The sequence below is a fragment of the Stenotrophomonas sp. AS1 genome (genome assembly GCF_048957655.1).
Taxonomy (GTDB): Bacteria; Pseudomonadota; Gammaproteobacteria; order Xanthomonadales; family Xanthomonadaceae; genus Stenotrophomonas; species Stenotrophomonas bentonitica_A.
Map to the genome: position 1 here is coordinate 14,273 of NZ_JARVXM010000006.1, position 20,157 is coordinate 34,429.

Genomic DNA, 20,157 nt, shown 5'->3' on the forward strand with positions numbered 1-20,157 from the left:
GAGGCTGCCACGCATCCTCACGGATGCGTGTCGCCAACCTCTTTGAGGTCCTCGCGCAGGATGCGGCGGATCTCCAGCACGGCCTGCGGGGTTTCCTGCACGCTGTGCCCGGAGATGATCACCTTCTCCGATACCGCACCGTCCAGGTGCGCACTCCAGTACGGCACCAGGCCATCGTCGGACTGCTGCAACGGCACCTCCGGTTTGCGCTGGGCGATGATCGAGTGGTACTTCAGGCCCGGCGTGATCGGCAGCGCGCCGGCGGCCTTCACGAATGGATCGCTGGCCTTGAGGTTGTCGATGCTGTTGGGAATCTGCAGCTTGGTGGTGCTGTTGGCCGACTCGGATTCCTGCAGGGTCAGGAACACGTCCTCGAACTTGCCCAGGATCGTGATCGGCAACCGCACCAGCCGGCCTATCAGCCGCCCCAGCCGGTTGCCCGCGATGTCGGTGCCCTTGTGCGGGGCGGCGATGAAGATCACCCGCTCCACGTTCGGTTCGGCGGTGAAATGCAGCAGCGGGCCCAGCTTGGCCTCGACCCGCTTCAGGCGTTCGCCCTTGAGGTCGTAGTTGGCCAGCAGGTCGTTCCACAGCACATCGCCGGAAGAGGTCACCAACAGGCGCGCGAGCACGCCGCCCATGCTGTGCCCGATGAACACCATGTCCTTGGCCGCTGGCGTGCTGCCGGTCGGGTCGAAGTGCTTGAGCGTGTTGTTGAAGGCCTGGTTGATCTCGTAGCGGTTCAGCGCGATCGGGGCATTGGTCGGGTAATACACCTGCCAGACCTGGAAGTGCCGGCGCAGCTGGGGATCGCCCATGATCTCGTTGGCCACGTTGACCCAGGCTTCCGGGCTGCTGCCCAGGCCGTGCAGCATGAAGATGATGCGACGGTTCGGGTCCCACGGCTGCATCAGGTACATGTGCGGCGCGCCGATGCCTTCGCTCATGCCGAACAGCGTGCGCAGCGACTGCGTGGCAAAGCCGGACTGCGCCAGCCACAAGCCGTAGGCCGCGGTGAAGTTGCCGGCCAGCGGCACCTTCTCACCGTGCAGGTCCACGCTCTCGGTGGACTCGGGCGAGTACACATCGAACAGCACCTGGGTGGTATCGAGCACCTGCTGCAGGTTGTCGCCCTTGAAGCGCAGCAGCGCGGTGGCATTGATCGCCGACATCTCGCTGTACTGCGGAATCTCCGCTTTCTCGCCATCGGCCGGGGCGACCAGCTTGGGCGGGTCCATGATCACCACCAGCTCGGCGCCGAAGCCATCGCGGCGATAGGTGCTGCGCAGGCCGGCGAAACTCACCGCCGAGGCGGACACCATCCGGGTGGGGATGCTCTGCATGCGCAGCTCATCGAAATCGGAGGTCAGCGTCCAGCGCTCACCGGCCACCGCGGCATTGTAGTCCTCGCCTTCCAGCGCGCTCTCGCGGCTGCGCTTGAACACCACCGAGGCGGTCTGCTCGGCAGCGTAGTTGTAGTAATCGCGAACCTGGGTCTGGCGATCCTCGAAGGCACGGTCCGAAGGCGTTCGCCCGCTGAAGAACAGGTAGGCGTACGCATAGCGCGCAGCTTCCAGCCACGCATCCAGCGCCGCGTCGGACATCGGCGTTTTCTCGCGGTCCTTGGGCTTGGGGGTCAGCGCCAGCGCGGTTTTCACCCACAGCTCGGACTGCGCCGACAGCCGCTGCTCCTCGGGCAGGACATCGGTGTCTTCCAGCGTCTTCTGGCAGGTGGCCACGTCCTTTTCGCACTGCGCCACGTCCATGCCGATCACGCTCAGCGTTTCCTGCGAGGCCGCGCTGAGCTTGCCCGAGGTCAGCACGTCGCCGCGCTTGTTGGCCAGGTACTCGGTCGGGGCCACCTGCTTCATGGTGACCATCGCGCAGCCGCTGGAGAGCAGCAGCGAAAGCACCACGGCCAGCAGCGGCAACGCGCGGTGCGGGAACAACTTCACTATGGACATCATGGAACGCTTCCCTGCCCTGTCCCCGGGACGTCCCGGCGGATCACCCGTGAAAAATCATCGTTTTCATTGCTCGCCCGCGCACGTTCGGTGATCCGCCCGCGGGCCTTCAGCGTTTCGAACGGCACGCCCGGCGTGAGCACGCCCAGATCGCGCGCGTATTCGGCGAAGTAGCCCGACGCCAGCAGCCGGTAATCCATCGGCAGGCCCGGCGCGATCTGCTTGGCCAGTTCGTACACGATGGTGGTGCAGTTGCTGGTCAACGTGTTGTAGAACGCCGGCGCGGCGTCGAGCTTGCGCGCCTCGCCAAGGTAGGACACGAACAGCGCCTTGAGCTGCTCCTGGGTCATGCCGTGCAGGCGGTACAGATACACATCCTCGCCCCGCGCATTGGTGCGGGTGCGCACGATGTCGGTTTCCTCCGAAGCGACCAGGGTCATCTCGAACTTGCGGAAAAACCCGCCCAGCGCGGAGAACGACTCGCCGCGCTCCTTGCGGATCTCCAGCGAGAACACGAGGTAGCGGCCGTCGTCGAAGCCGAAGGAAATCAGCGTGTGCGCGATCGCCGGGCCCATCCAGTAGGACAGGATCAGATCGGCCGAGCGCAGCTGGTCCAGGTTGTACTCGCGGCGTACCCAGCGCGCGTCGTAGTCGGTCTCGCTGCGCCAGGTGAAGTCACGGACGTTGTCGAGCACCACGCGTGGGCCATCCACCTCGACCACCTTCAGGCGCTGGGCGACATCGTCGGCCCAGATCCGGTCCTGGCGCGGCGTAAGCAGCAGCCACCAGATGCCCGAGGCAACCAGTGCCACGCCGTACAGCACGCCCGGCCAGCGCCCGGCGCGCGCGCGCGCGACGCCCACCGCCCCGGTGACGGCGAACACCGCCCACAGGCCGACCAGCAGATACCGCAACCAGCCGGGCCCCGGCAGCTGGTAGGCCAGCAAACCGGTGATCCACAGCGCCGCCAGCAGCATCAGCAGCGCCAGCCCCCATCGTCCTGCCTTCTTCACGCATCGATCCGTCGTCTGTCCGGGGCGCTAGTTAGCCATAACCCCTGTGTTCGCCGCATGTCGAGCCTGTTCAGCTTCGACCCGGCGTTCACCCCCGACGCCGTCAGGGCCTGGCATGGCCGCCCCGCGCGATCGCATACTGGGGCCACTCATGGCTACCAGGGACGCACCACCCATGCAGGGACTGACCACCATCGGGGGGGTGCCCATCCAGCGCCACCATCTGCTGCGCTGCCATTGCGGGGCGGTCGTGCTGCGCCTGCACCTGCCGGACGGCGTGGTCTCGCCCCGCCGCTGCGATTGTTCGATGTGCAGGCGCCGCGGCGCGATCGTGGCCTCGGTGAAGCTGGCGGATCTGGAGATCGTGCAGGGGCATGACGAACTGCGGCTGTATCAGTTCAACACGCACGTCGCCCGCCACCACTTCTGCAGCGTGTGCGGCATCTACACACACCATCAGCGCCGCTCTTCACCGGATGAGTTCGGCTATAACGTCGGCTGTCTGGACGGGATCAATCCGTTTGCTATCGGCGAGGTGCCGGTCAACGACGGGGTCAACCACCCCGCCGATGCCAAACGCCCCTAACGGCGACCCGGGCCGATTTTCTGCCACGGGGCCATGCCCTTGCGCCCATGCAACAGCGGGCGCTTGAGCGGCAACCGGCGCGGCATCGGGATGCCGACCCCGGGCGCGGCGGTATCGTCCTGACGCAGTGACTCGGCGCGCTGGCCGACCAGCAGGGCCGCCACTTCTTCCAACCCGTTTCGCATGGTCCGAGCGACCGTCTGCAGGGGATTCATGGCATGTCTCCAAGCGCTGTGGGGACGATCTACGCTAATGGCCCGCCGGCATGGAGACCGTGAACGGAATGGGTCAAGAAGATGAAATCCGGGGTCCGGGGCGCCCCGCCGTTCAGTGTTCTGCCGCCCGATCCGGGCGGGCCTTGCCCAGCCGCCGTACCAGCACGAAGAACAGCGGCACCAGCACGATCGCCAGCAGCGTGCCGGAGAGCATCCCGCCGATCACGCTGACGCCGATCTCGCGCCGGCTCACGGCGCCAGCGCCGGTGGCCAGGGCCAGCGGGATCACGCCCGCCACGAACGCCAGCGAGGTCATCACGATCGGCCGCAGGCGCAGACGGGCGCCCTTCAGCGCCGCATCCACCGCCGAACTGCCCGCGCGGTACTCGGCCTCGGCGAATTCCACGATCAGGATCGCGTTCTTGGCCGACAGACCGATCGTGGTCAGCAGCCCCACCTGGAAGTAGATGTCGTTGACGAAGCCCGCCGCGGTGGTGGCGATCACCGTGCCGATGACGCCCAGCGGGATCACCAGCATCACCGCCACCGGCACGGTCCAGCTCTCGTAGAGCGCGGCCAGGCACAGGAAGATGAAGGCGATGGAGGCCGCATACAGCCACAACGTCTGGTTGCTGGACAGCTGTTCCTGGTAGGACAGTCCGCTCCACTGCAACGCGAACCCGGGCTGATCGGCCACCAGGGACTGCATGGTCTGCATCGCTTCGCCCGAGCTGCGCCCTTCGGCGGCACTGCCCTGGATCTGCATCGCCGGCAGGCCGTTGAAGCGCTGCTGCAGCTGGGGCCCGCGCGACCAGTGGCTGCTGGCGAAACTGGCGAACGAGGCCATCTGCCCGTTGCTGCCGCGTACGTACCATTGGCCGATGTCATCGGGCACGCTGCGGTAGGGCTGGTCGCCCTGCACGTACACGCGCTTGACCCGGCCGCGGTCGAGGAAGTCGTTGACGTAGGTGCCGCCCCACGCAGAAGACAGCGTTGAATTGATGTCCGCCTGGGCCAGGCCCAGCGCACTGGCCTGCGCCTGGTCGATGTCCAGATGCAGCTCGGCCTTGTCGCCAAGGCCATTCAACCGCACCGAGGTGAGCCGGTCGTCGTCGCTGGCGGCCTGCACCACCTTTTCCTGCGCCGCCTGCAGCGCCGGACGCCCGGCCGCGCTGTTGTCCTGCAGCCACAACTCGAACCCGCTGGACTGCCCCAGCCCACGCACCGCCGGTGGCGCCAGCACGTTGACCTTCGCATCGGGCAGGTTGCGGAAGTGCGCGTTGGCACGGGCAATGATGGCCCCGGCGCTGTGCTCGGCATCGCGCTCGGACCACGGCTTGAGCGCCATGAACCCCTGCCCCGCGTTCTGGCCGGTGCCGGCGTTGTTACGGCCGACCACCACGAACACCACGTCCAGGCTGTCTTTTTCATGCTCCATGAAATAGCGGCTGATCTGTTCGCCCAGCGCCTCGGTGCGCGCCATCGGCGTGCCTTCGGGGGTAGAGAACTGGAACGTCACCTGGCCCTGGTCTTCCACCGGCAGGAACCCGGTCGGCATGCGCGCGTACAACGCGACCACCCCGATCACCAGCAGCACATAGAAGGCCATCCAGCGCCGCGGATGCGCCACGATCCCGCCCAGCTTGCCGCGATACCCGTTCTGGCTGCGCTCCACGCCGCGGTTGAACCAGGCAAAGAAACGGCCCGGCGGCTTCTGCGCGCTGGACGGCTTGAGCAGGGTCGCGCACAGCGCCGGGGTCAGCGTCAGCGCGACCAGCGCCGACAGCGCCATCGCCGAGGCGATCGTGATCGAGAACTGCCGGTAGATGATGCCGGTGGAACCACCGAACAAGGCCATCGGCAGGAACACCGCGCCGAGCACCACGGTGATGCCGACCAGCGCACCGGTGATCTCGCCCATCGATTTCTCGGTTGCCTCGCGCGGCGGCAGGTGCTCCTCATGGATGATGCGTTCGACGTTCTCCACCACCACGATCGCATCGTCCACCAGCAGGCCGATCGCCAGCACCATCGCGAACAGGGTCAAGGTGTTGATGGTGAACCCGGCCACCGCCAGCACGCCGAACGTGCCCAGCAGGACCACCGGCACGGTGATCGCCGGGATCAGGGTGGCGCGCAGGTTCTGCAGGAACAGGAACATCACCACCACGACCAGCACGATCGCCTCGATCAGGGTGTGGATGACGCCCTCGATGGAGACCCGCACGAAGGGCGTGCTGTCGCGCGGGTAGGCCACTTCCAGCCCCGGCGGGAAGCTGGGACGCAGGCGCTCGATCTCCGCGCGCACCGCATCGGCGGTTTCCAGCGCGTTGGCGCCGGAGGCCAGCGTCACCGAGAAACCGGCCGCGGGATAGCCGTTGAGGAAGCTGCTGGTCTGGTAGTTCTCCGCGCCGATCTCCACCCGCGCCACATCGCCCAGGTGCACGGCCGCGCCGCTGGGCAGGGTGCGCAGGATGATCGCGCGGAACTGCTCGGCGGTCTGCAACCGCGACTGTGCGGTCACGGTCGCGTTGAGCGCCTGCTCCGGCCCGGTCGGCAATGCGCCCAGTTCACCGGCGGTGACCTGGGTGTTCTGCGCCTGGATCGCGGTGCGCACATCCGAGGGCATCAGATCGAACGCGCGCAGCTTGTGCGGGTCCAGCCAGATGCGCATCGCATAGGGCGAGCCGAACACGTTGATTTCGCCCACGCCGGGGATGCGGCTGATCGGGTCCTGCACATTGCTGACCAGGAAATCGGAGACGTCCACCCGTTCCATGCGCCGGTGGGTGTCATACAGCGACACCACCATCAGCGAATCGCCCTGCGATTTGGCCACGGTCACGCCCTGCTGCTGCACTTCCTGCGGCAGCCGGTTGATCGCCTGGTTGACGCTGTTCTGCACCTGCACCTGGGCAATGTCCGGGTTGGCGCGCTGGTCGAAGGTGACCGTGATCCGCGCCTGGCCCGAAGACGAACTGGTGGAAGAGAAATACAACAGGTGGTCGATGCCCTTGATCTGCTGCTCGATCACCTGGGTGACGCTGTCTTCCACCGTCTGTGCCGAGGCGCCGGTGTAGTTGGCGGTGATGTTGACCTGCGGTGGCGCGATGTCCGGGTACTGCTCCACCGGCAACTGGGTCACCGCGATGGTGCCCAGCGCCATGATGCAGATGGCCAGGACCCAGGCGAAGACCGGGCGGTGGATGAAAAAGCGCGGCAGCATCGGCCGCTCAGCCTTCGCCGGCCGGCGCGGCGGCAGGCGCCGCGGCCGGTGCGGCTGCGGTGGCGGGCTTGATCCGTACCGTCGCGCCTTCGCTCAGCCCCTGGCGGCCACTGAGCACGACCTGCTCACCGGCACGCAGGCCCTCGAGCACCAGCCACTGGTCGCCCACCGCACGCGCCGTGGTGAAGGTGCGTTGATGCACGCGGCCATCCGCCCCCACCACCCACGCCAGCGCCTCGCCCTTCGGGCTGCGGTCCACCGCTGCCTGCGGTACCAGCAAGGCCTGCTGGCGCGTGCCCTGCCCGACCTGGGCGCGCACGTACATGCCGGGCAGCAGCTGTCCCTGTGGATTCGGGAACTGCGCACGGAGGGTAATGCTGCCGGTTTCCTGATCGACATCGATGTCGGCGAATTCCAGCGTGCCGGCCAGCGGGTAGGCGGTGCCATCGGAGAGCTTGAGCTGCACCGGCGCGCGGGTCGCCTCCACGCCACCGGCGGCGATCGCCCGGCGCAGCGCCAGGTATTCGTTGCTGGACTGGGTGATATCCACGTTCATCGGGTCCACCTGCTGGATCCGCGCCAGCGGCTCGGCCTGTCCATCGGTCACCAGCGCGCCCGGGGTGAACAGCGCGCGGCCGATCCGCCCGCTGATCGGCGCGGTCACCCGGGCGAAGCCCAGGTTGGTACGTGCGGTATCGCGCACTGCCTGCGCCGCTTGCACCGCCGCCTCCGCCTGCTGGTGGGTGGCCACCGCGTCATCCACATCCTGCTGCGCTGCCAGCTGGCCCGCGCCCAGCTGCTGCATGCGCTGGGCACGCAGCCGTGCCGCCACCGCAGTGGCCTGCGCGGTGCGCACGTTGGCCTGCGCTTCGTTCACCGCAGCCTGGTACAGCGCCGGTTCGATCTGGAACAGCGGCTGCCCGGCTTTCACCCTCTCGCCCTGCTCGAACAACCGCGCCTGCAACACCCCGGAGACCTGCGGGCGCACCTCCGATTCCTGCGACGCCACGGTGCGACCGGGAAGCTCCTGGGCCAGCGCCAGCGATTGGGCCTGCAGGGTCAGTACCGTCACCTCCGGCGCCGCGCCGGGCGCCTTGGGCGTCTGCTTGCTGCAGGCACCCAGCGCCAACGCCACCACCGCCAACCCCAGCAGCGGCAGACGCCAGGGGCCGGGCAACGGGCCAGAAGCCGGGGAGGACGGGAGCGGGTCGGTCATGGGGGGCGGGATTCCAGGCGAGAACGGGGCAGGCGGCCCGGATGGCAGGGCTACTGCTCGGGGCGAATATAGGAGAACCGGGGCGAGGATCCGGCGAAAACCGCATGAAACATTTTTCATTTGCAGTCCCCACAGGGGGTTGCGACGATGCACCCGTCCCAATCGTCAAAGTGGCCCATGCCGCGCGTACTCACTATCGAGGACGACCTCGTCACCGCCGAGGAAATCGCCACGGAACTGCGCAGCCACGGCTTCGAGGTGGACCGGGTGGGCAACGGCGAGGACGGGCTGGCGATGGCCGCCCGCGGGGACTACGCCGTGATCACCCTGGACCGCATGCTGCCGGGCATCGATGGCCTGGCCCTGGTCACCTCCCTGCGCCGCCAGGGCATCACCACCCCGGTACTGATGATCAGTGCCCTTTCCGACGTGGATGAGCGGGTCCGTGGCCTGCGCGCCGGCGGCGATGACTACCTGACCAAACCCTTCGCCTCGGACGAGATGGCGGCCCGCGTGGAGGTGCTGATCCGCCGCCACGGGCAGCCTGCCGTGACCGGCAACCAGCTGCGCGCCGGCGAGCTGGAGCTGGACCTGATGACCCGCACCGCGCGCCGGGCGGGCGAGGAGATCCCCCTGCTGCCCACCGAGTTCAAACTGCTGGAGTTCCTCGTGCGCAACGCCGGCCAGGTGGTCACCCGTACCATGTTGTTCCAGGAGGTGTGGGGCTATCACTTCGATCCCGGCACCAACCTGATCGATGTCCACATCGGCCGCCTGCGCAAGCGCATCGACCAGCCAGGCCGTGCCCAGCCCATCCGTACCGTGCGTGGCACCGGGTATGTCCTGGACGACCATGTCTGATCAATGGCGTTCCTCCAGCAGCCGGCTGCTTGGGCTGTACTGCGTGCTGTTCGTCGCCTGGTCCAGCGTGCTGCTGGGCGTGATGTACTGGCGCGTCTCGGACTATCTCAACGACCTCGCCGAATCCGGCCTGCAGCAGCGCGCCCACCTGTTCGAGAAGTTCAACGGCCAGGCGCTGGACGATGCGCTGCGCGACAGCCTGCGCTACGACCTGCACGGGGCGTATGCCTATGGGATCTTCAGCCGCGCCGGGGAGCCGCTGGCCGGCCCGCTGCTGGCGATTCCCGGCGACCTGCGCATGGATGGACATGCCCAGGCAGTGGATAGCTGGTCATTGCGCAGCGGCCCGATCAATGCCCCCGGGCGCGCGCTCGGGGTGGAAACCCAGGATGGCCGGCTGCTGGTGTTCGTGCGCCAGAGCGGCAAGCTCACCGCGGTCAACAGCATCATCCTCGATGCGCTGCTGTGGGGCGTTTCGCTGACCATCATTCCCGGCCTGGCCGGCTGGCACATCCTGCGCCGGCGCCCGCTGAAGCGGATCCAGGAGATAGAGGCCGCGACCAAGCGGATCATCGCCGGCGATCTCGGCCAGCGCCTGCCGGTGTCCGGGCGCCCGGATGAGATCGACCGCCTGTCGAGCATCGTCAACGCCATGCTCGAACGCATCGAGCAGCTGATGACCGAAGTCAAAGGCGTGTGCGACAGCATCGCCCACGATCTGCGTACCCCGCTCACCCGCCTGCGCGCGCATCTGTACCGCACCCGTGTCGGGCTGGAGGAAGATGACCCGCGCGCGGCGCAGCTGGACAAGGCGCTGGACGAAACCGACCGGCTGATGGCGCGCTTCGGGGCGCTGCTGCGCATTTCCGAACTGGAAAGCCACCAGCGCCGCTCCGCCTTCGTCGAACTGGATGCGGGCGAGCTGCTGCGGGAACTGCATGCGTTCTACCTGCCACTGGCCGAGGAGAAGGACCAGCAGCTGCTGCTGGAGATCGACCCGCAGGCGGGCACGTTGTGGGGCGACCGCGAGCTGCTGTTCGAAGCATTGGCCAACCTGCTCTCCAACGCGCTGCACTTCACCCCCACGCAGGGCCGGATCGTGCTGCGCGCGGTGGACGACCGCGGCACACCGCGGATCGATGTGATCGACAACGGACCGGGCATTCCACCGCAGGACCGCACCCTGATCTACCAGCGCTTCTTCCGCGGCGGCAGTGGCGGCGAGTCCACCGAGGGGTTCGGGTTGGGGCTGTCGATCGTGGCCGCGATTGCCGGCCTGCACGGCTTCCGGGTCCGCGCCGGGGATGCCCCCGGGGGCGGGGCGTGGTTGAGCATCCGCTGTGCGGCCGAGGGCCTTCGCTGAACGAGGGCGCATCGCGTCTGGCCGGTCTGGCCGGGGTGGGATTCTTTTTGTATTCCCACCCGGCATCCGGATAATCCGTCGCGACCTGCCCGCCGGTCGCGACACCGCGTGCCTCCAGCCATCGCCCGAGAGCCTTCATGCAACGTGCCACCATCAAAGCCTGGTTCCTGATCCACAAGTGGACCAGCCTGGTCTGTACCCTGTTCCTGTTGCTGCTGTGCCTGACCGGCCTGCCGCTGGTGTTCGGCGAGGAGATCGCCCACCTCAGCGAGCCGGAGGTGGCCACCACGGCGGCCGATGCCACGCCGCGTGATCTGGACGCGCAGGTGCGCACCGCACTGGCGCAGTATCCCGGCGATGTGCCGCTGTTCGTCGGCTGGGATCCGGACGCACCCACCGTGTACGTCAACACCGGTGCACGCCCGGACACCCCGCCACCGCAGATGCACACCGCGCTGCTGCACGCGACCACCGGCGAGGTGCTGCCGGCCGCGCAGTTCAACGAAGGCGTGATGTACTTCCTGTACCGCCTGCACACCGATCTTTTCCTCGGCCTGCCCGGCATGTTGTTCATGGGCGCGATGGGGCTGCTGTTCGCGGTGGCGATCATCTCCGGCCTGGTGTTGTATGGCCCGTTCATGCGCAAGCAGCGCTTCGGCACGCTGCGCACCGGCCGCAACCGCCGGCTGGCCTGGCTGGACCTGCACAACGTGCTGGGCGTGGTCACCCTCGGCTGGGCACTGGTGGTGGGCGTCACCGGCGCCATCAACACCATCGCCAAGCCGCTGGAACAGGCCTGGCAGAGCGAGCAGCTCGGCGAGTTCGCGGCCCGCTATGCTGGCCAGCCACGGCCGGCCACGCTGGCCTCGCTGCAGGCCGCCGTGGAAACCGCACGTGCCGCCGAGCCCGGCATGCGCCCGGCCTTCGTCAGCTTCCCCGGCACCGGCTACAGCGGTGACCACCACTATGGCGTGTTCATGCAGGGCAACACCGCCCTCACCGAGCGCCTGTACCGCCCGGTGCTGATCGATGCCAAGACCGGCGAGCTCACCGCGCAACCGCAGTTGCCGGCCAACATGAGCGTGTTGCTGCTGAGCCAGCCCCTGCATTTCGGCGACTACGGCAAGCTGCCGCTGAAGGTGTTGTGGGCCCTGCTGGACCTGCTCACCATCGCGGTGCTGATCAGCGGCCTGTATCTGTGGGTGAAGCGTGGCAGTACCGACGCACGCGTCACCGAGATCGAGCGCGCCGCGCAGCATGGGGGTGCCGCATGAGCGCACCGGTGAAACCACCGCGCAGCCCCTTCATCGCCCCGGCGTGGCTTGCACTGGCCAGTGTGGTCGGCCTGGTCAGCGCGCTGATCGGCGACGGGCTGTTGGACCTCATCTCCTGGCTCGTGTTCACCGCGTTGATCGCGCTGGTGGTGCGTGCGTGGGTGAAACGCACGCGCTGACGCGGCGCGGGCACATCTGCACAGGACGCCGATGCCCGGGTCGATAGCATGGAGCGCGAGATCCACTGCGTGCAAAGGCGTTGTCCCGATGAACCGATTGCCCGGCCCCCGCTTCCTCAACACGATCCTGCTTGGCGGCGACACGGTCGACAAACTCGAGGCCGCCACCGCGGCAGGATTCGCGCAGGTCGAACTGTGGCGTGAGGATGTCGCGTCCTCATCCGTCGCCGACGTGCGTACAGCCCTGGCGCGCACCGGCCTGCAGCTCACCGACGTGCAGGTGCTGCTGGATTTTGATGGCGCTTCAGCCGCCACTCGCCAGAGCAAGCGTGCCGAGGCGATGTCGTTGCTCGCGCTGGCAAACGACGTCGGTGCAGGCACTGTGCTGGTGCCTGCCTGCACGGCAACCGACTACGCGCCCGAGCGGGTTGCCGACGACCTGCGCTGGCTGTGCCTGCGTGCCGCTGAGCACGGCCTGCGTATCGCCTACGAAGGCATGGCCTGGAGTCGTCTGCACTCCACCCTGCCCTCGGCGTGGCAGCAGATCGAGCAGGTCGGGGCGCCGAACCTGGATATCGTGGTCGATGCCTTCCACCTGTTCGCCGCCGGGCGTACGGCCGATGACCTGCGCGACATCCCGGTGGAGCGCATCGCGCTGGTGCAGCTGTCGGATGTACTGGCTCAGCCGTTGCCCGGGCAGGTGACCACGCAGGCGCGGCATCACCGCTGCCTGCCGGGCGATGGCCTCTGGCCGCTGGAGACGCTGATCGATGCGCTGGCCGAGATGGGTTACAGCGGGCCGATCGGGCTGGAGGTGTTCAATGACGCGCTGAAGGCCCGTGATCCCCATGAGGTGGCGCGCGAGGCCATGGCGGCGCTGGAGGCGGTGCTGGCGCACTGATGTGTTTCCGGCTGCCCTCATGCGACGGCACCAGGGTGCCGCGCCAAGCGCTCAAGGAGGCACGTGCGTGGCGTCAGCGCGGCTCGACGGCCGGCCTTGCCATGTCCTGCCACTGCGCGGCGACGTCCTCGATACTGCGGGCGGAAACTGCCCGCAGATCACGCGGGTAATGCACGCCCTCGGCCTCGGTCAGTCGGGTCGCATGGAACTGCCCGTTGCTGGCCCGCAGGATCCAGCCGCCCTCGATGCAGGCACGTGAAGCCAGGAACACGACACCCGGCGCCACGCCCTCCGGATGCAGTTCATCCGGTTCGCCCTCCACGCCCCACATGCGGGTCTTGGCCACCGGCGATACCGCATTGACCACGATGCCATGCGCCGCGCCCTCGGCTGCCAGTACGTTGACGATCCCGACCGCGGCCGACTTCGCCGCCGCATACGCCGCCAGCCCGTGCTGCACGTACTGCGGATACAGCGCACGGTCGGAGGTGGTGAGCACGATGCGGCCGTGGCCCTGCGCCTGCATGGCCGGCCATGCGGCCTGCGCCAACCACAGCGGCGCCTTGGCCGCGACCGCCATCATGTGATCGAAACGATCCTCGTCCACCGCATCGATACGCTGGTACTCGACCCAGCCGGCGTTGTGCACGATCGCATCCAGGCGGCCGTGCCGCTGCAGGATATCGGCGACCAGCGCTGCCGCCCGGCTGCGGGTATCGACGCCATGGTGGCTGGCCTCGACAGAAAGGCTCTGTGCATGCAGGCGCGCCACCGCCTGATCGATCCGCCGCGGATCGGTGCCGGTGCCGTCCAGGGCGGCGCCCACATCCTGCATCACCACGTGTGCACCGCGCTGTGCCAGCAATCGACTGTAAGCGAGTCCCAGTCCGCCAGCGGCACCGGTGACCAGGGCAACCTGCCCGGCAAAAGAAAGTGTGTCGTTGATCGTCATGCAGACAGCATCCGCCTTGCGCAGCGCGGATGCCAATACCGATGACAGCTTGCAGCGATACTCAGGGCATATCGCACGCAGGATGCCTAGACGTGCGTGGGCTCGACGATCACCGCCGTGCCGTAGCACAGCACTTCGGTCAGGCCGGTCATCACGTCGGTGGCGTCATAGCACATGGCGATGATCGCGTTGGCGCCCAACATCCGCGCATGATTGGACATGTCCCGATAGGTCTCTTCGCGCGCCTGCTCGCACAGCTGCGTGTAGATGGTGATGTTGCCACCGAAGATGGTCTGCAGCCCGCCGAGGAAATTGCCCACGATCGAACGCGAACGCACGGTGATGCCACGCACCACGCCCAGGCTGCGCACCACGCGGAAACCGGGCAGTTCCATCGCCGTGGTCACCATCGCATCGTCGAGCCGGGTTGCGGGGCCTGCGCGGCCACCGCTGTTGTAAGGATCCGCCATTGCTGCCTCTATCCAGGGTGAGAGTATCGATCCGGCCAGCGCGCAGGGTGCGGCTGGAGCTGGCCGAAGGATAGCGCCAAGCAGAACGCGGATGCGATGCCGGGTGACCTTCCAGTGCCCCCTAGACGCCACCGAGCCTGACCACCTGGTATACCGCCACATTCTGCTCGGCCAGCGCCCGCGCCACCTCGGGAATCAGCTGCATCGGCAGGTCCACTTCGTACCCGTGTGGACGCGCGTGCAGCAGCGAGGCGTCGAAATCGAAGGCAGGGTGGTCGCTGGCGCGCTCGACCAGGAACGTGGTGATTGCATCGCGCGCGATGCCCTCCCACTCGCCCACTTCGAAATACACCCGGTACAGCGTGTCGCCGTAATCGTCGGGCGTGCCGTGCACGGATGCCACCGCTGAATCGGTCATCGCGTCCTCCTGTGTGGGCGCAAGCGCCAAGGCCAGCCGAAACCATACACCTCGGCCGGTTCCCGGCGCCTGCACACCGCGGAACGTCCGGCTGCCCTCAGCGACCCCGCGGATCGACCAGATCGCGCTTGCTCCGCGCGAACACCGGTGCGCCCACGTCGAGCTCGGCATCACCCACCGCCCGTCCGGCCAGGAAATCGGCGATGCCCGCGGCGATGGCCGGATTCCCCAGCCACATCTCGTTGTCATGACTGGCGCCGCGTGCCAACAGCGTGCGGCTGTCTCGGAAACCCGGCCGCAGCGCTGCGGCGTTGGCCGGCGGCGTACGCCCGTCCAACGTGCCACTGATGAACAGCACCGGCACGTTGCTGCGCAGCGGCCCACGGAAGGCGTCGCCGAGATCGACCAGCCCCAGGCCATCGCCGAGCGCCGGGAACGGGAAGTTCAGCGCATCGCCGAACAGGCTCTCGCGGGCCTGCGCCTCGGCCAGTGCCCGGCGCTGCGGGCTCTGCCCGGAGGCCACGTCCATCGCCAGCGACATCGCGCCGTAGCTGCCGTACTCACTGCGCAGCAGCAGCACCATTGCCGCCAGCAGATCGTAGTCGCCATTTTCGGCATCGCGCAGGATCAGCGGCAGCCACTGCTGCGTCATGCGCCGTCCCAGGCTGGCACTGATCGCAAGCTGCGCGTCGTACTCGCCGATCATCACCGGCTTGCCGCCATGCATGACACTGCGCCCCTGGCGCGGCTGCTCACGCAGTGCTGCCAGCACCCGCGTGGCCGAGCCGGTCAGGTCATCGAAGCCCGCCTCCTTGGCCGCCCCGCTCAACTCCGCCAGCAGCGCATCGGCCGACAGCGGCAGCTTCAATGTGTCATCGGGTCCCTCCGTGCCCATCAGCACTACCCGGTCGAGACCAGCACCGTGCAGGCGCACCGTGGCCAGCGCCAGATGGGTGCCGTAGCTCATGCCCCACAGGCTGATCTTCGGCACCTTCAACGCCCGCCGCAGGTCCTCCAGGTCACCGGCACTCTCGGCGGTGGTGTAGGCCCCCAGGTCCACGCCGGCCTCCCGCCAGTACGCCACGCAGCGGGCGGCCACCCCGCGCAGCGCGTCGAGCGCGGCGTCGTGCTGCAGCGGCTGTGCATCGTCGAACGTGTGCTGGTGCGGGCACGGCGGCGGCGGTTCGGACTCGCCCGCCCCGCGCTGGTCGAGCAGCAGCACGTCGGTCTCGCGCCGGACCTGATCGAACACCGGCCAGCGCGGACCGCGCCCGGTCCCGATTCCCGAGCCACCCGGGCCGCCGGCCAGGTACACCACCGGTGCCGCGCGACCCTCGCCGCCGGTCGCCGGCAGGCGCACTACCCGCAGGCGCATGCGCGGTCCGTTGGGGTCTGCATGCCGACGCGGCACCTCCAGGTAGCCCGCTTCGGCCGCGATGGTGCCGTGCTTCTGTGTCTCGAACGCATAGGGAGTGAACACCAGCGGCGCCGGCGCCCCACTGGCCAGCGCGGGCGACGCGCCAGCAAGGGCGAGGCACAGCGCCGCCCACCGTGTGATCCGCAGGTGCCGGCCGGGAAGAAGAGAACGGAACAGGGACAGCGGGACGTTGGACATGACGGCCTCCGGTTGGGCGATAAGGGAATCGAGCGGCGAGTGACAGCGCGTGCACCACGCCTGCAGCATCGCCGTCCCCACGGCGGCCGAGGATGGCCCGTCCGCCGAACAGCTCCAGACGGGGGTCCAGCAGCTCCATGCAACCGATACGATGGGCCCATGCAGATCCCACGCACCCTGGCCGCCCTCGCCGTCCTGCTCATCGCAATCGCCGCGTGGCTGCTGTTGGTCGCGCCCGCACCGGGGGTGCGCTACTACGAAGCCCAAGAGATGGCGCCCGCTACGCTGGGGGCCGATGGCGCGCTGCCCACCGCGCCGCCGAAGATACTGGCCTGGCAACCGGCCAACCAACGCGAACTGGTGCAGTGGCGCGGTCCTTACTGGCTGCGCTGGCGCCTGCCCGCGCCGGCAAACCAGCACGCGGCCGACCGCGCACTGCGCGTCTCGGTGCGCGCCGCCAGCCAGCCCTTCTGGAACGGCCAGCCGTTGGCCGCCAACGGCATCGTCGGCCGCAGCGCGGAAGAAGAGCAGCCCGGACAGGTGGACATCATCCGTGTGCTGCCGCCCTCCTCGCGCAGCGGCACCGATGAGGTGGTGCTGCTCGCCTCCAGCCATCATCAGTGGCTCAAGCCGCGCGGCGCGGATGCCTTCGTTGCCGTCGGGCCAGCCGCCTCGATCTACGGCCACGGCATCGGAGCGTGGTTGATCGCCGCCCTCGCCACAGGTGCACTCGGCGCGGCGTGCCTGTACTTCCTCGCCGCACAGCGCGGCCGGCCGCGTGTGCCCGGTGCGCGCCTGCTGCTCGCCTTGGGGTTCGTCGGCCTTGCGCTGCCCGTCGTCGAAGCATGGCGTCCGCTGGTCGGTTATGTATATCCGTGGCACGGCCCGCGACTGTTGATGCTGCTTGTGCTGCACCTCGCCGCGGCGATCCTGCTGCCGGCTTACCTGGCGCGCCGTTTCGGCGTCGCGGTGCCGAAGCCCGCCCGCGTCGCCTATCTCGCCACCCTGCTGGCGCTGGCCGCCTTCTTGCCCAGCTTCGACGGCCGCGGTGCCGCGCTGCTGCTGCTGAGCCTGCTGACCTCCGCCTGCGTGCTGCTGCGCGCCCATAGCGAGCCTGACGAACGCTGGCCGATCCTCACATTGGTCGTGGCAGGCGCGCTGGCCGTGCCCTTCGCCCGCGGCATCTTCCTGGATGGTCCCTACTTCCTGTTCCTGGCCGTGCTGATGGGCTTTCTGCTGATCCGTCACGCCGCCCAGCTGCGCGCCTTGGACCATCACAACGCGCTTTTACGGGAAGAGCGCACTCGCCTCTCGCTGCAGTTGCTGCAGCGAGGGATTCACCCGCATTGGCTGATGAACACCCTCACCGGCCTGCAGGAACTGATCGAACAGGCGCCGATGCGCGCGAGCCGCCTGGTCGAATCGTTGGCTGAGCAGTTCGACCGCCTGCGTGAAAGCAGCACCCGCCCCAGCGTACCGGTGGAAGAAGAGCTGGCGCTGTGCCGCAACCACCTGGACATCGTCGGCCTGGCTCTGGATCGCCACATCGGTTTCGAGGTCGAGGGCGAACACAGCGGCCTCTGGCTGCCTCCCGGCGTGCTGCATGCGCAGGTCGAGAATGCGCTCACCCATGCGGGGGCGGTGGCGTGTGCCGAGCATCCGTTCCGCCTGCGTATCCAGCGCGACGGCAACGGTTGGATGCTGGAACTGCGCAGCGCACGTGGTACCGCGCCGCATCGCGGGCAAGGCACGGGCACCCGCTACATCGAGGCAAGCTTGGCCGCCACCTGGCCGGAGGGCTGGCACTTTGAGCAGGGCGCCGATGGCAACGACTGGTACGGCCGCATGGAGCTGACATGCGCATCCTGATCGTCGAGGATGAACTGCTGGTTCGCCAGAGGCTGCTGCGGATGTGCACCGAACTGGCTGGCAGCCGCGCCCGATTCGACGCCGTGGCCGACCTGGACGCCGCGGGTGACCGGCTGCAGCGCAGCGTGTATGACGGCCTGCTGCTGGATTTGAATCTGGGTGGGGAGGATGGTTTCGACCTGCTGAAGCGCGTGGTGGCTGGCCGATACCACTGCGTGGTGGTCTCCGCGCATCGGGAGCGGGCGCTGCAGGCGTTTGAGCATGGCGTGCTGGATTTCGTGCCGAAGCCCTTCTCACGCGAACGGCTGGGGCAGGCGCTGGAGCGACTGCTGGATGTCGGGCGGTATCGGTCTGGCGCCGCGCGTTACCTGGGCGTCTGGCATGCACAGGGGACGGCGATGGTGGAACTCGCGGATGTTCTGTGGATTCGCGCTGATGGGGATTACAGCGAGGTGCGCATGCGTGATGGGCGCAGTGAACTGCATGACAAATCGCTGGCGAGTCTTACTGCCGTTCTGCCGCCGGACTTTGTGCGCTGCCACCGGTCGTATATGGTCAATCTGAAGCATGTGCGGACGCTGCACGCGGCTTCGGGGAGCCGGTATTGGTTGATGTTGAATGATGGGGCTGAGGTGCCGGTGGGGCGGGCGTTTGTTGAAGAGATTCGTAGGGACATCGGGTCGACTGGTTGAATCCCAGTCCAGAACCGGCATGTAAAACACAAGCACTGTTTGCCCGTGGGACGCTGGTTTCACTTCATGCACCAGTGACCGGCAAGGCTACGGCGCGAATGCAGTTTCCCACTTGCCGTACGGCGTCAGCCCGAGCGACTGTGCAAGCGCATTCGATGCGACGTTGTCACACTGGCAATTGTACTGCGCCTCATATCCACGGCTCTCAGCATGATCAACCATGGCTCGCACCAACGACGGTGAGGCTCGGGTTTGTGACGAGACTGACGCTGTCCGGATCTGCCATGTTCTTGGTATCAGCACGATTGACGCGCCGCCGCTTCCGCCGTCAACCCGTTTGGACAGGAGCGCTGCTGCGAAAGCGCTCCCGGTAGTCGCCGGGTGCCACGCCGAGCACACGAAGGAAGGCACGACGCAGGGTCTGTTCGTCTGACAGCCCCGTCAGCGCCGCAACCCGCTTGATCGGCAATGTGCCGGACTCGAGCAGGCGCCGTGCGGCTTCCAGCCTCAACATTTCCACTGCCTTGGCAGGCGTGACGCCACATCTGCTGCGGTAGACACGGGCGAAAGTGCGCGGCGACATGTTCATCCAGTCAGCCAGCACCTCCACGCGCAGATCCTCGTGCAGGTGAGCCGCCATCCAGCCGTGAAGCTCGGCGAAATCGCCACCGGTGCTGGACTGCGCCGACAGCGGCGCACTGAATTGCGACTGCCCGCCCGAACGCTTGACGAACACGACCAGCTGTCGCGCCACGTCGATGGCGAGCCGGTGTCCGTGATCATCCTCGATCAACGCAAGCGTCAGATCGATGCCTGCGGTGACACCTGCCGAGGACCACACATTGCCATCCCGCACGAAGATCCGGTCAGCATCCACGTGTACGCCGGGGTACAGGCTCGATAGCCGCGTTGCCCAGTCCCAGTGCGTTGCCGCGCGCCGCCCCTCCAACTGCCCTGCGGCGGCCAACAGGAACGCGCCCGTGCAGATCGAGCACAACCTCCTCACTGTCTGGCCCCGCGCTGCCACCCACGCCACCAGTGCTGCGGATGCCTCGTACACGTCACCGCGGCAGCCACCTGGCGCCATCAACGTATCGATCGCGACGTCCTCCAGGCTGGCCAGTGCCTTCGACATCACCTGCAGCCCGGCGCTGGTGGCCACCAGACCGCCATGTTCGGATGCGACGGTAATCTCATAGCGCAGCCTGCCCTCGTCCAGCGGCCTGCACTGATTGGCCGTGTGCAGCGCCTGGAGCGGCCCGGTGAGATCAAGCACGTTCATGTTCTCGTGGGCGAGCAGTACAACGTGACGCGTTGCGGATGGGTCGGACATGGGGCCCTGT

General features: G+C 67.7%; 18 protein-coding genes. 8 read left to right on the forward strand and 10 right to left on the reverse strand.

The window, feature by feature from the left end; all coding sequences use genetic code 11:
- Window positions 1–17: 17 nt before the first annotated feature.
- Together PV764_RS08900 and PV764_RS08905 are read right to left on the reverse strand one after the other, a co-directional pair.
- The gene (locus PV764_RS08900; RefSeq protein WP_421116493.1) at window positions 18–1,967 is read right to left on the reverse strand and encodes an esterase/lipase family protein; all 1,950 of its coding nucleotides are present in this window, start codon (window positions 1,965–1,967) and stop codon (window positions 18–20) included.
- Complete coding sequence (locus PV764_RS08905) at window positions 1,964–2,941, reverse strand: DUF4105 domain-containing protein (protein WP_421116658.1); 978 nt, start codon at window positions 2,939–2,941, stop codon at window positions 1,964–1,966. The genes PV764_RS08900 and PV764_RS08905 overlap by 4 nt, the downstream gene beginning before the upstream one ends.
- Window positions 2,942–3,152: 211 nt before the next feature.
- On the opposite strand from PV764_RS08905, the gene PV764_RS08910 reads away from it, so the two are divergent.
- The gene (locus PV764_RS08910) at window positions 3,153–3,563 is read left to right on the forward strand and encodes a GFA family protein (RefSeq protein ID WP_421116494.1); all 411 of its coding nucleotides are present in this window, start codon (window positions 3,153–3,155) and stop codon (window positions 3,561–3,563) included.
- On the opposite strand, the gene PV764_RS08915 is transcribed toward PV764_RS08910, so the two are convergent.
- The 3 genes from PV764_RS08915 to PV764_RS08925 form a co-directional block, all read right to left on the reverse strand.
- Complete coding sequence (locus tag PV764_RS08915) at window positions 3,560–3,778, reverse strand: hypothetical protein (RefSeq protein ID WP_143592064.1); 219 nt, start codon at window positions 3,776–3,778, stop codon at window positions 3,560–3,562. The genes PV764_RS08910 and PV764_RS08915 overlap by 4 nt on opposite strands.
- A gap of 112 nt (window positions 3,779–3,890) precedes the next feature.
- A complete protein-coding gene (locus PV764_RS08920; RefSeq protein ID WP_421116495.1) occupies window positions 3,891–7,004 on the reverse strand; it encodes an efflux RND transporter permease subunit in 3,114 nt (1,037 codons plus the stop codon).
- Between the two features lie 7 nt (window positions 7,005–7,011).
- Window positions 7,012–8,220, reverse strand: coding sequence for an efflux RND transporter periplasmic adaptor subunit (locus tag PV764_RS08925; protein ID WP_421116496.1), 1,209 nt, complete (start codon window positions 8,218–8,220; stop codon window positions 7,012–7,014).
- A gap of 177 nt (window positions 8,221–8,397) precedes the next feature.
- Here PV764_RS08925 and PV764_RS08930 point away from each other — a divergent pair, with 177 nt between their 5' ends.
- From PV764_RS08930 to PV764_RS08950, 5 genes are all read left to right on the forward strand, one after another.
- Window positions 8,398–9,081, forward strand: coding sequence for a response regulator transcription factor (locus PV764_RS08930; RefSeq protein ID WP_046274040.1), 684 nt, complete (start codon window positions 8,398–8,400; stop codon window positions 9,079–9,081).
- A complete protein-coding gene (locus PV764_RS08935; RefSeq protein ID WP_152663796.1) occupies window positions 9,074–10,444 on the forward strand; it encodes a sensor histidine kinase in 1,371 nt (456 codons plus the stop codon). The genes PV764_RS08930 and PV764_RS08935 overlap by 8 nt, the downstream gene beginning before the upstream one ends.
- 137 nt (window positions 10,445–10,581) lie before the next feature.
- Window positions 10,582–11,718: a PepSY-associated TM helix domain-containing protein gene (locus PV764_RS08940; RefSeq protein WP_421116497.1), complete on the forward strand. Its 1,137-nt coding sequence runs from the start codon at window positions 10,582–10,584 to the stop codon at window positions 11,716–11,718.
- Window positions 11,715–11,897: a hypothetical protein gene (locus PV764_RS08945; protein WP_152663795.1), complete on the forward strand. Its 183-nt coding sequence runs from the start codon at window positions 11,715–11,717 to the stop codon at window positions 11,895–11,897. Before PV764_RS08940 ends, PV764_RS08945 begins: the two co-directional genes overlap by 4 nt.
- A gap of 88 nt (window positions 11,898–11,985) precedes the next feature.
- Window positions 11,986–12,798 (forward strand): sugar phosphate isomerase/epimerase family protein, encoded by an 813-nt coding sequence (locus PV764_RS08950; protein WP_421116498.1) that lies wholly within the window; start codon window positions 11,986–11,988, stop codon window positions 12,796–12,798.
- 73 nt (window positions 12,799–12,871) lie between these two features.
- Here PV764_RS08950 and PV764_RS08955 read toward each other — a convergent pair whose 3' ends face one another.
- The 4 genes from PV764_RS08955 to PV764_RS08970 form a co-directional block, all read right to left on the reverse strand.
- Complete coding sequence (locus PV764_RS08955) at window positions 12,872–13,750, reverse strand: SDR family NAD(P)-dependent oxidoreductase (RefSeq protein WP_284128283.1); 879 nt, start codon at window positions 13,748–13,750, stop codon at window positions 12,872–12,874.
- An 86-nt stretch (window positions 13,751–13,836) separates the two neighbouring features.
- On the reverse strand, window positions 13,837–14,220 hold the full coding sequence (locus PV764_RS08960; RefSeq protein ID WP_421116499.1) for a YbjQ family protein: 384 nt from the start codon (window positions 14,218–14,220) through the stop codon (window positions 13,837–13,839).
- Window positions 14,221–14,341: 121 nt separating this feature from the next.
- Window positions 14,342–14,638, reverse strand: coding sequence for a hypothetical protein (locus tag PV764_RS08965; RefSeq protein ID WP_421116500.1), 297 nt, complete (start codon window positions 14,636–14,638; stop codon window positions 14,342–14,344).
- A 97-nt stretch (window positions 14,639–14,735) separates the two neighbouring features.
- The gene (locus tag PV764_RS08970; RefSeq protein WP_421116501.1) at window positions 14,736–16,253 is read right to left on the reverse strand and encodes an alpha/beta hydrolase; all 1,518 of its coding nucleotides are present in this window, start codon (window positions 16,251–16,253) and stop codon (window positions 14,736–14,738) included.
- Window positions 16,254–16,412: 159 nt separating this feature from the next.
- On the opposite strand from PV764_RS08970, the gene PV764_RS08975 reads away from it, so the two are divergent.
- The gene (locus tag PV764_RS08975) at window positions 16,413–18,122 is read left to right on the forward strand and encodes a histidine kinase (protein ID WP_421116502.1); all 1,710 of its coding nucleotides are present in this window, start codon (window positions 16,413–16,415) and stop codon (window positions 18,120–18,122) included.
- The gene (locus tag PV764_RS08980) at window positions 18,110–18,814 is read left to right on the forward strand and encodes a LytR/AlgR family response regulator transcription factor (RefSeq protein WP_284128287.1); all 705 of its coding nucleotides are present in this window, start codon (window positions 18,110–18,112) and stop codon (window positions 18,812–18,814) included. The genes PV764_RS08975 and PV764_RS08980 overlap by 13 nt, the downstream gene beginning before the upstream one ends.
- 328 nt (window positions 18,815–19,142) lie before the next feature.
- On the opposite strand, the gene PV764_RS08985 is transcribed toward PV764_RS08980, so the two are convergent.
- Entirely contained in the window at window positions 19,143–20,147 is a 1,005-nt protein-coding gene (locus PV764_RS08985) for a GlxA family transcriptional regulator (protein ID WP_421116503.1), read from the reverse strand.
- Between the last annotated feature and the right edge of the window lie 10 nt (window positions 20,148–20,157).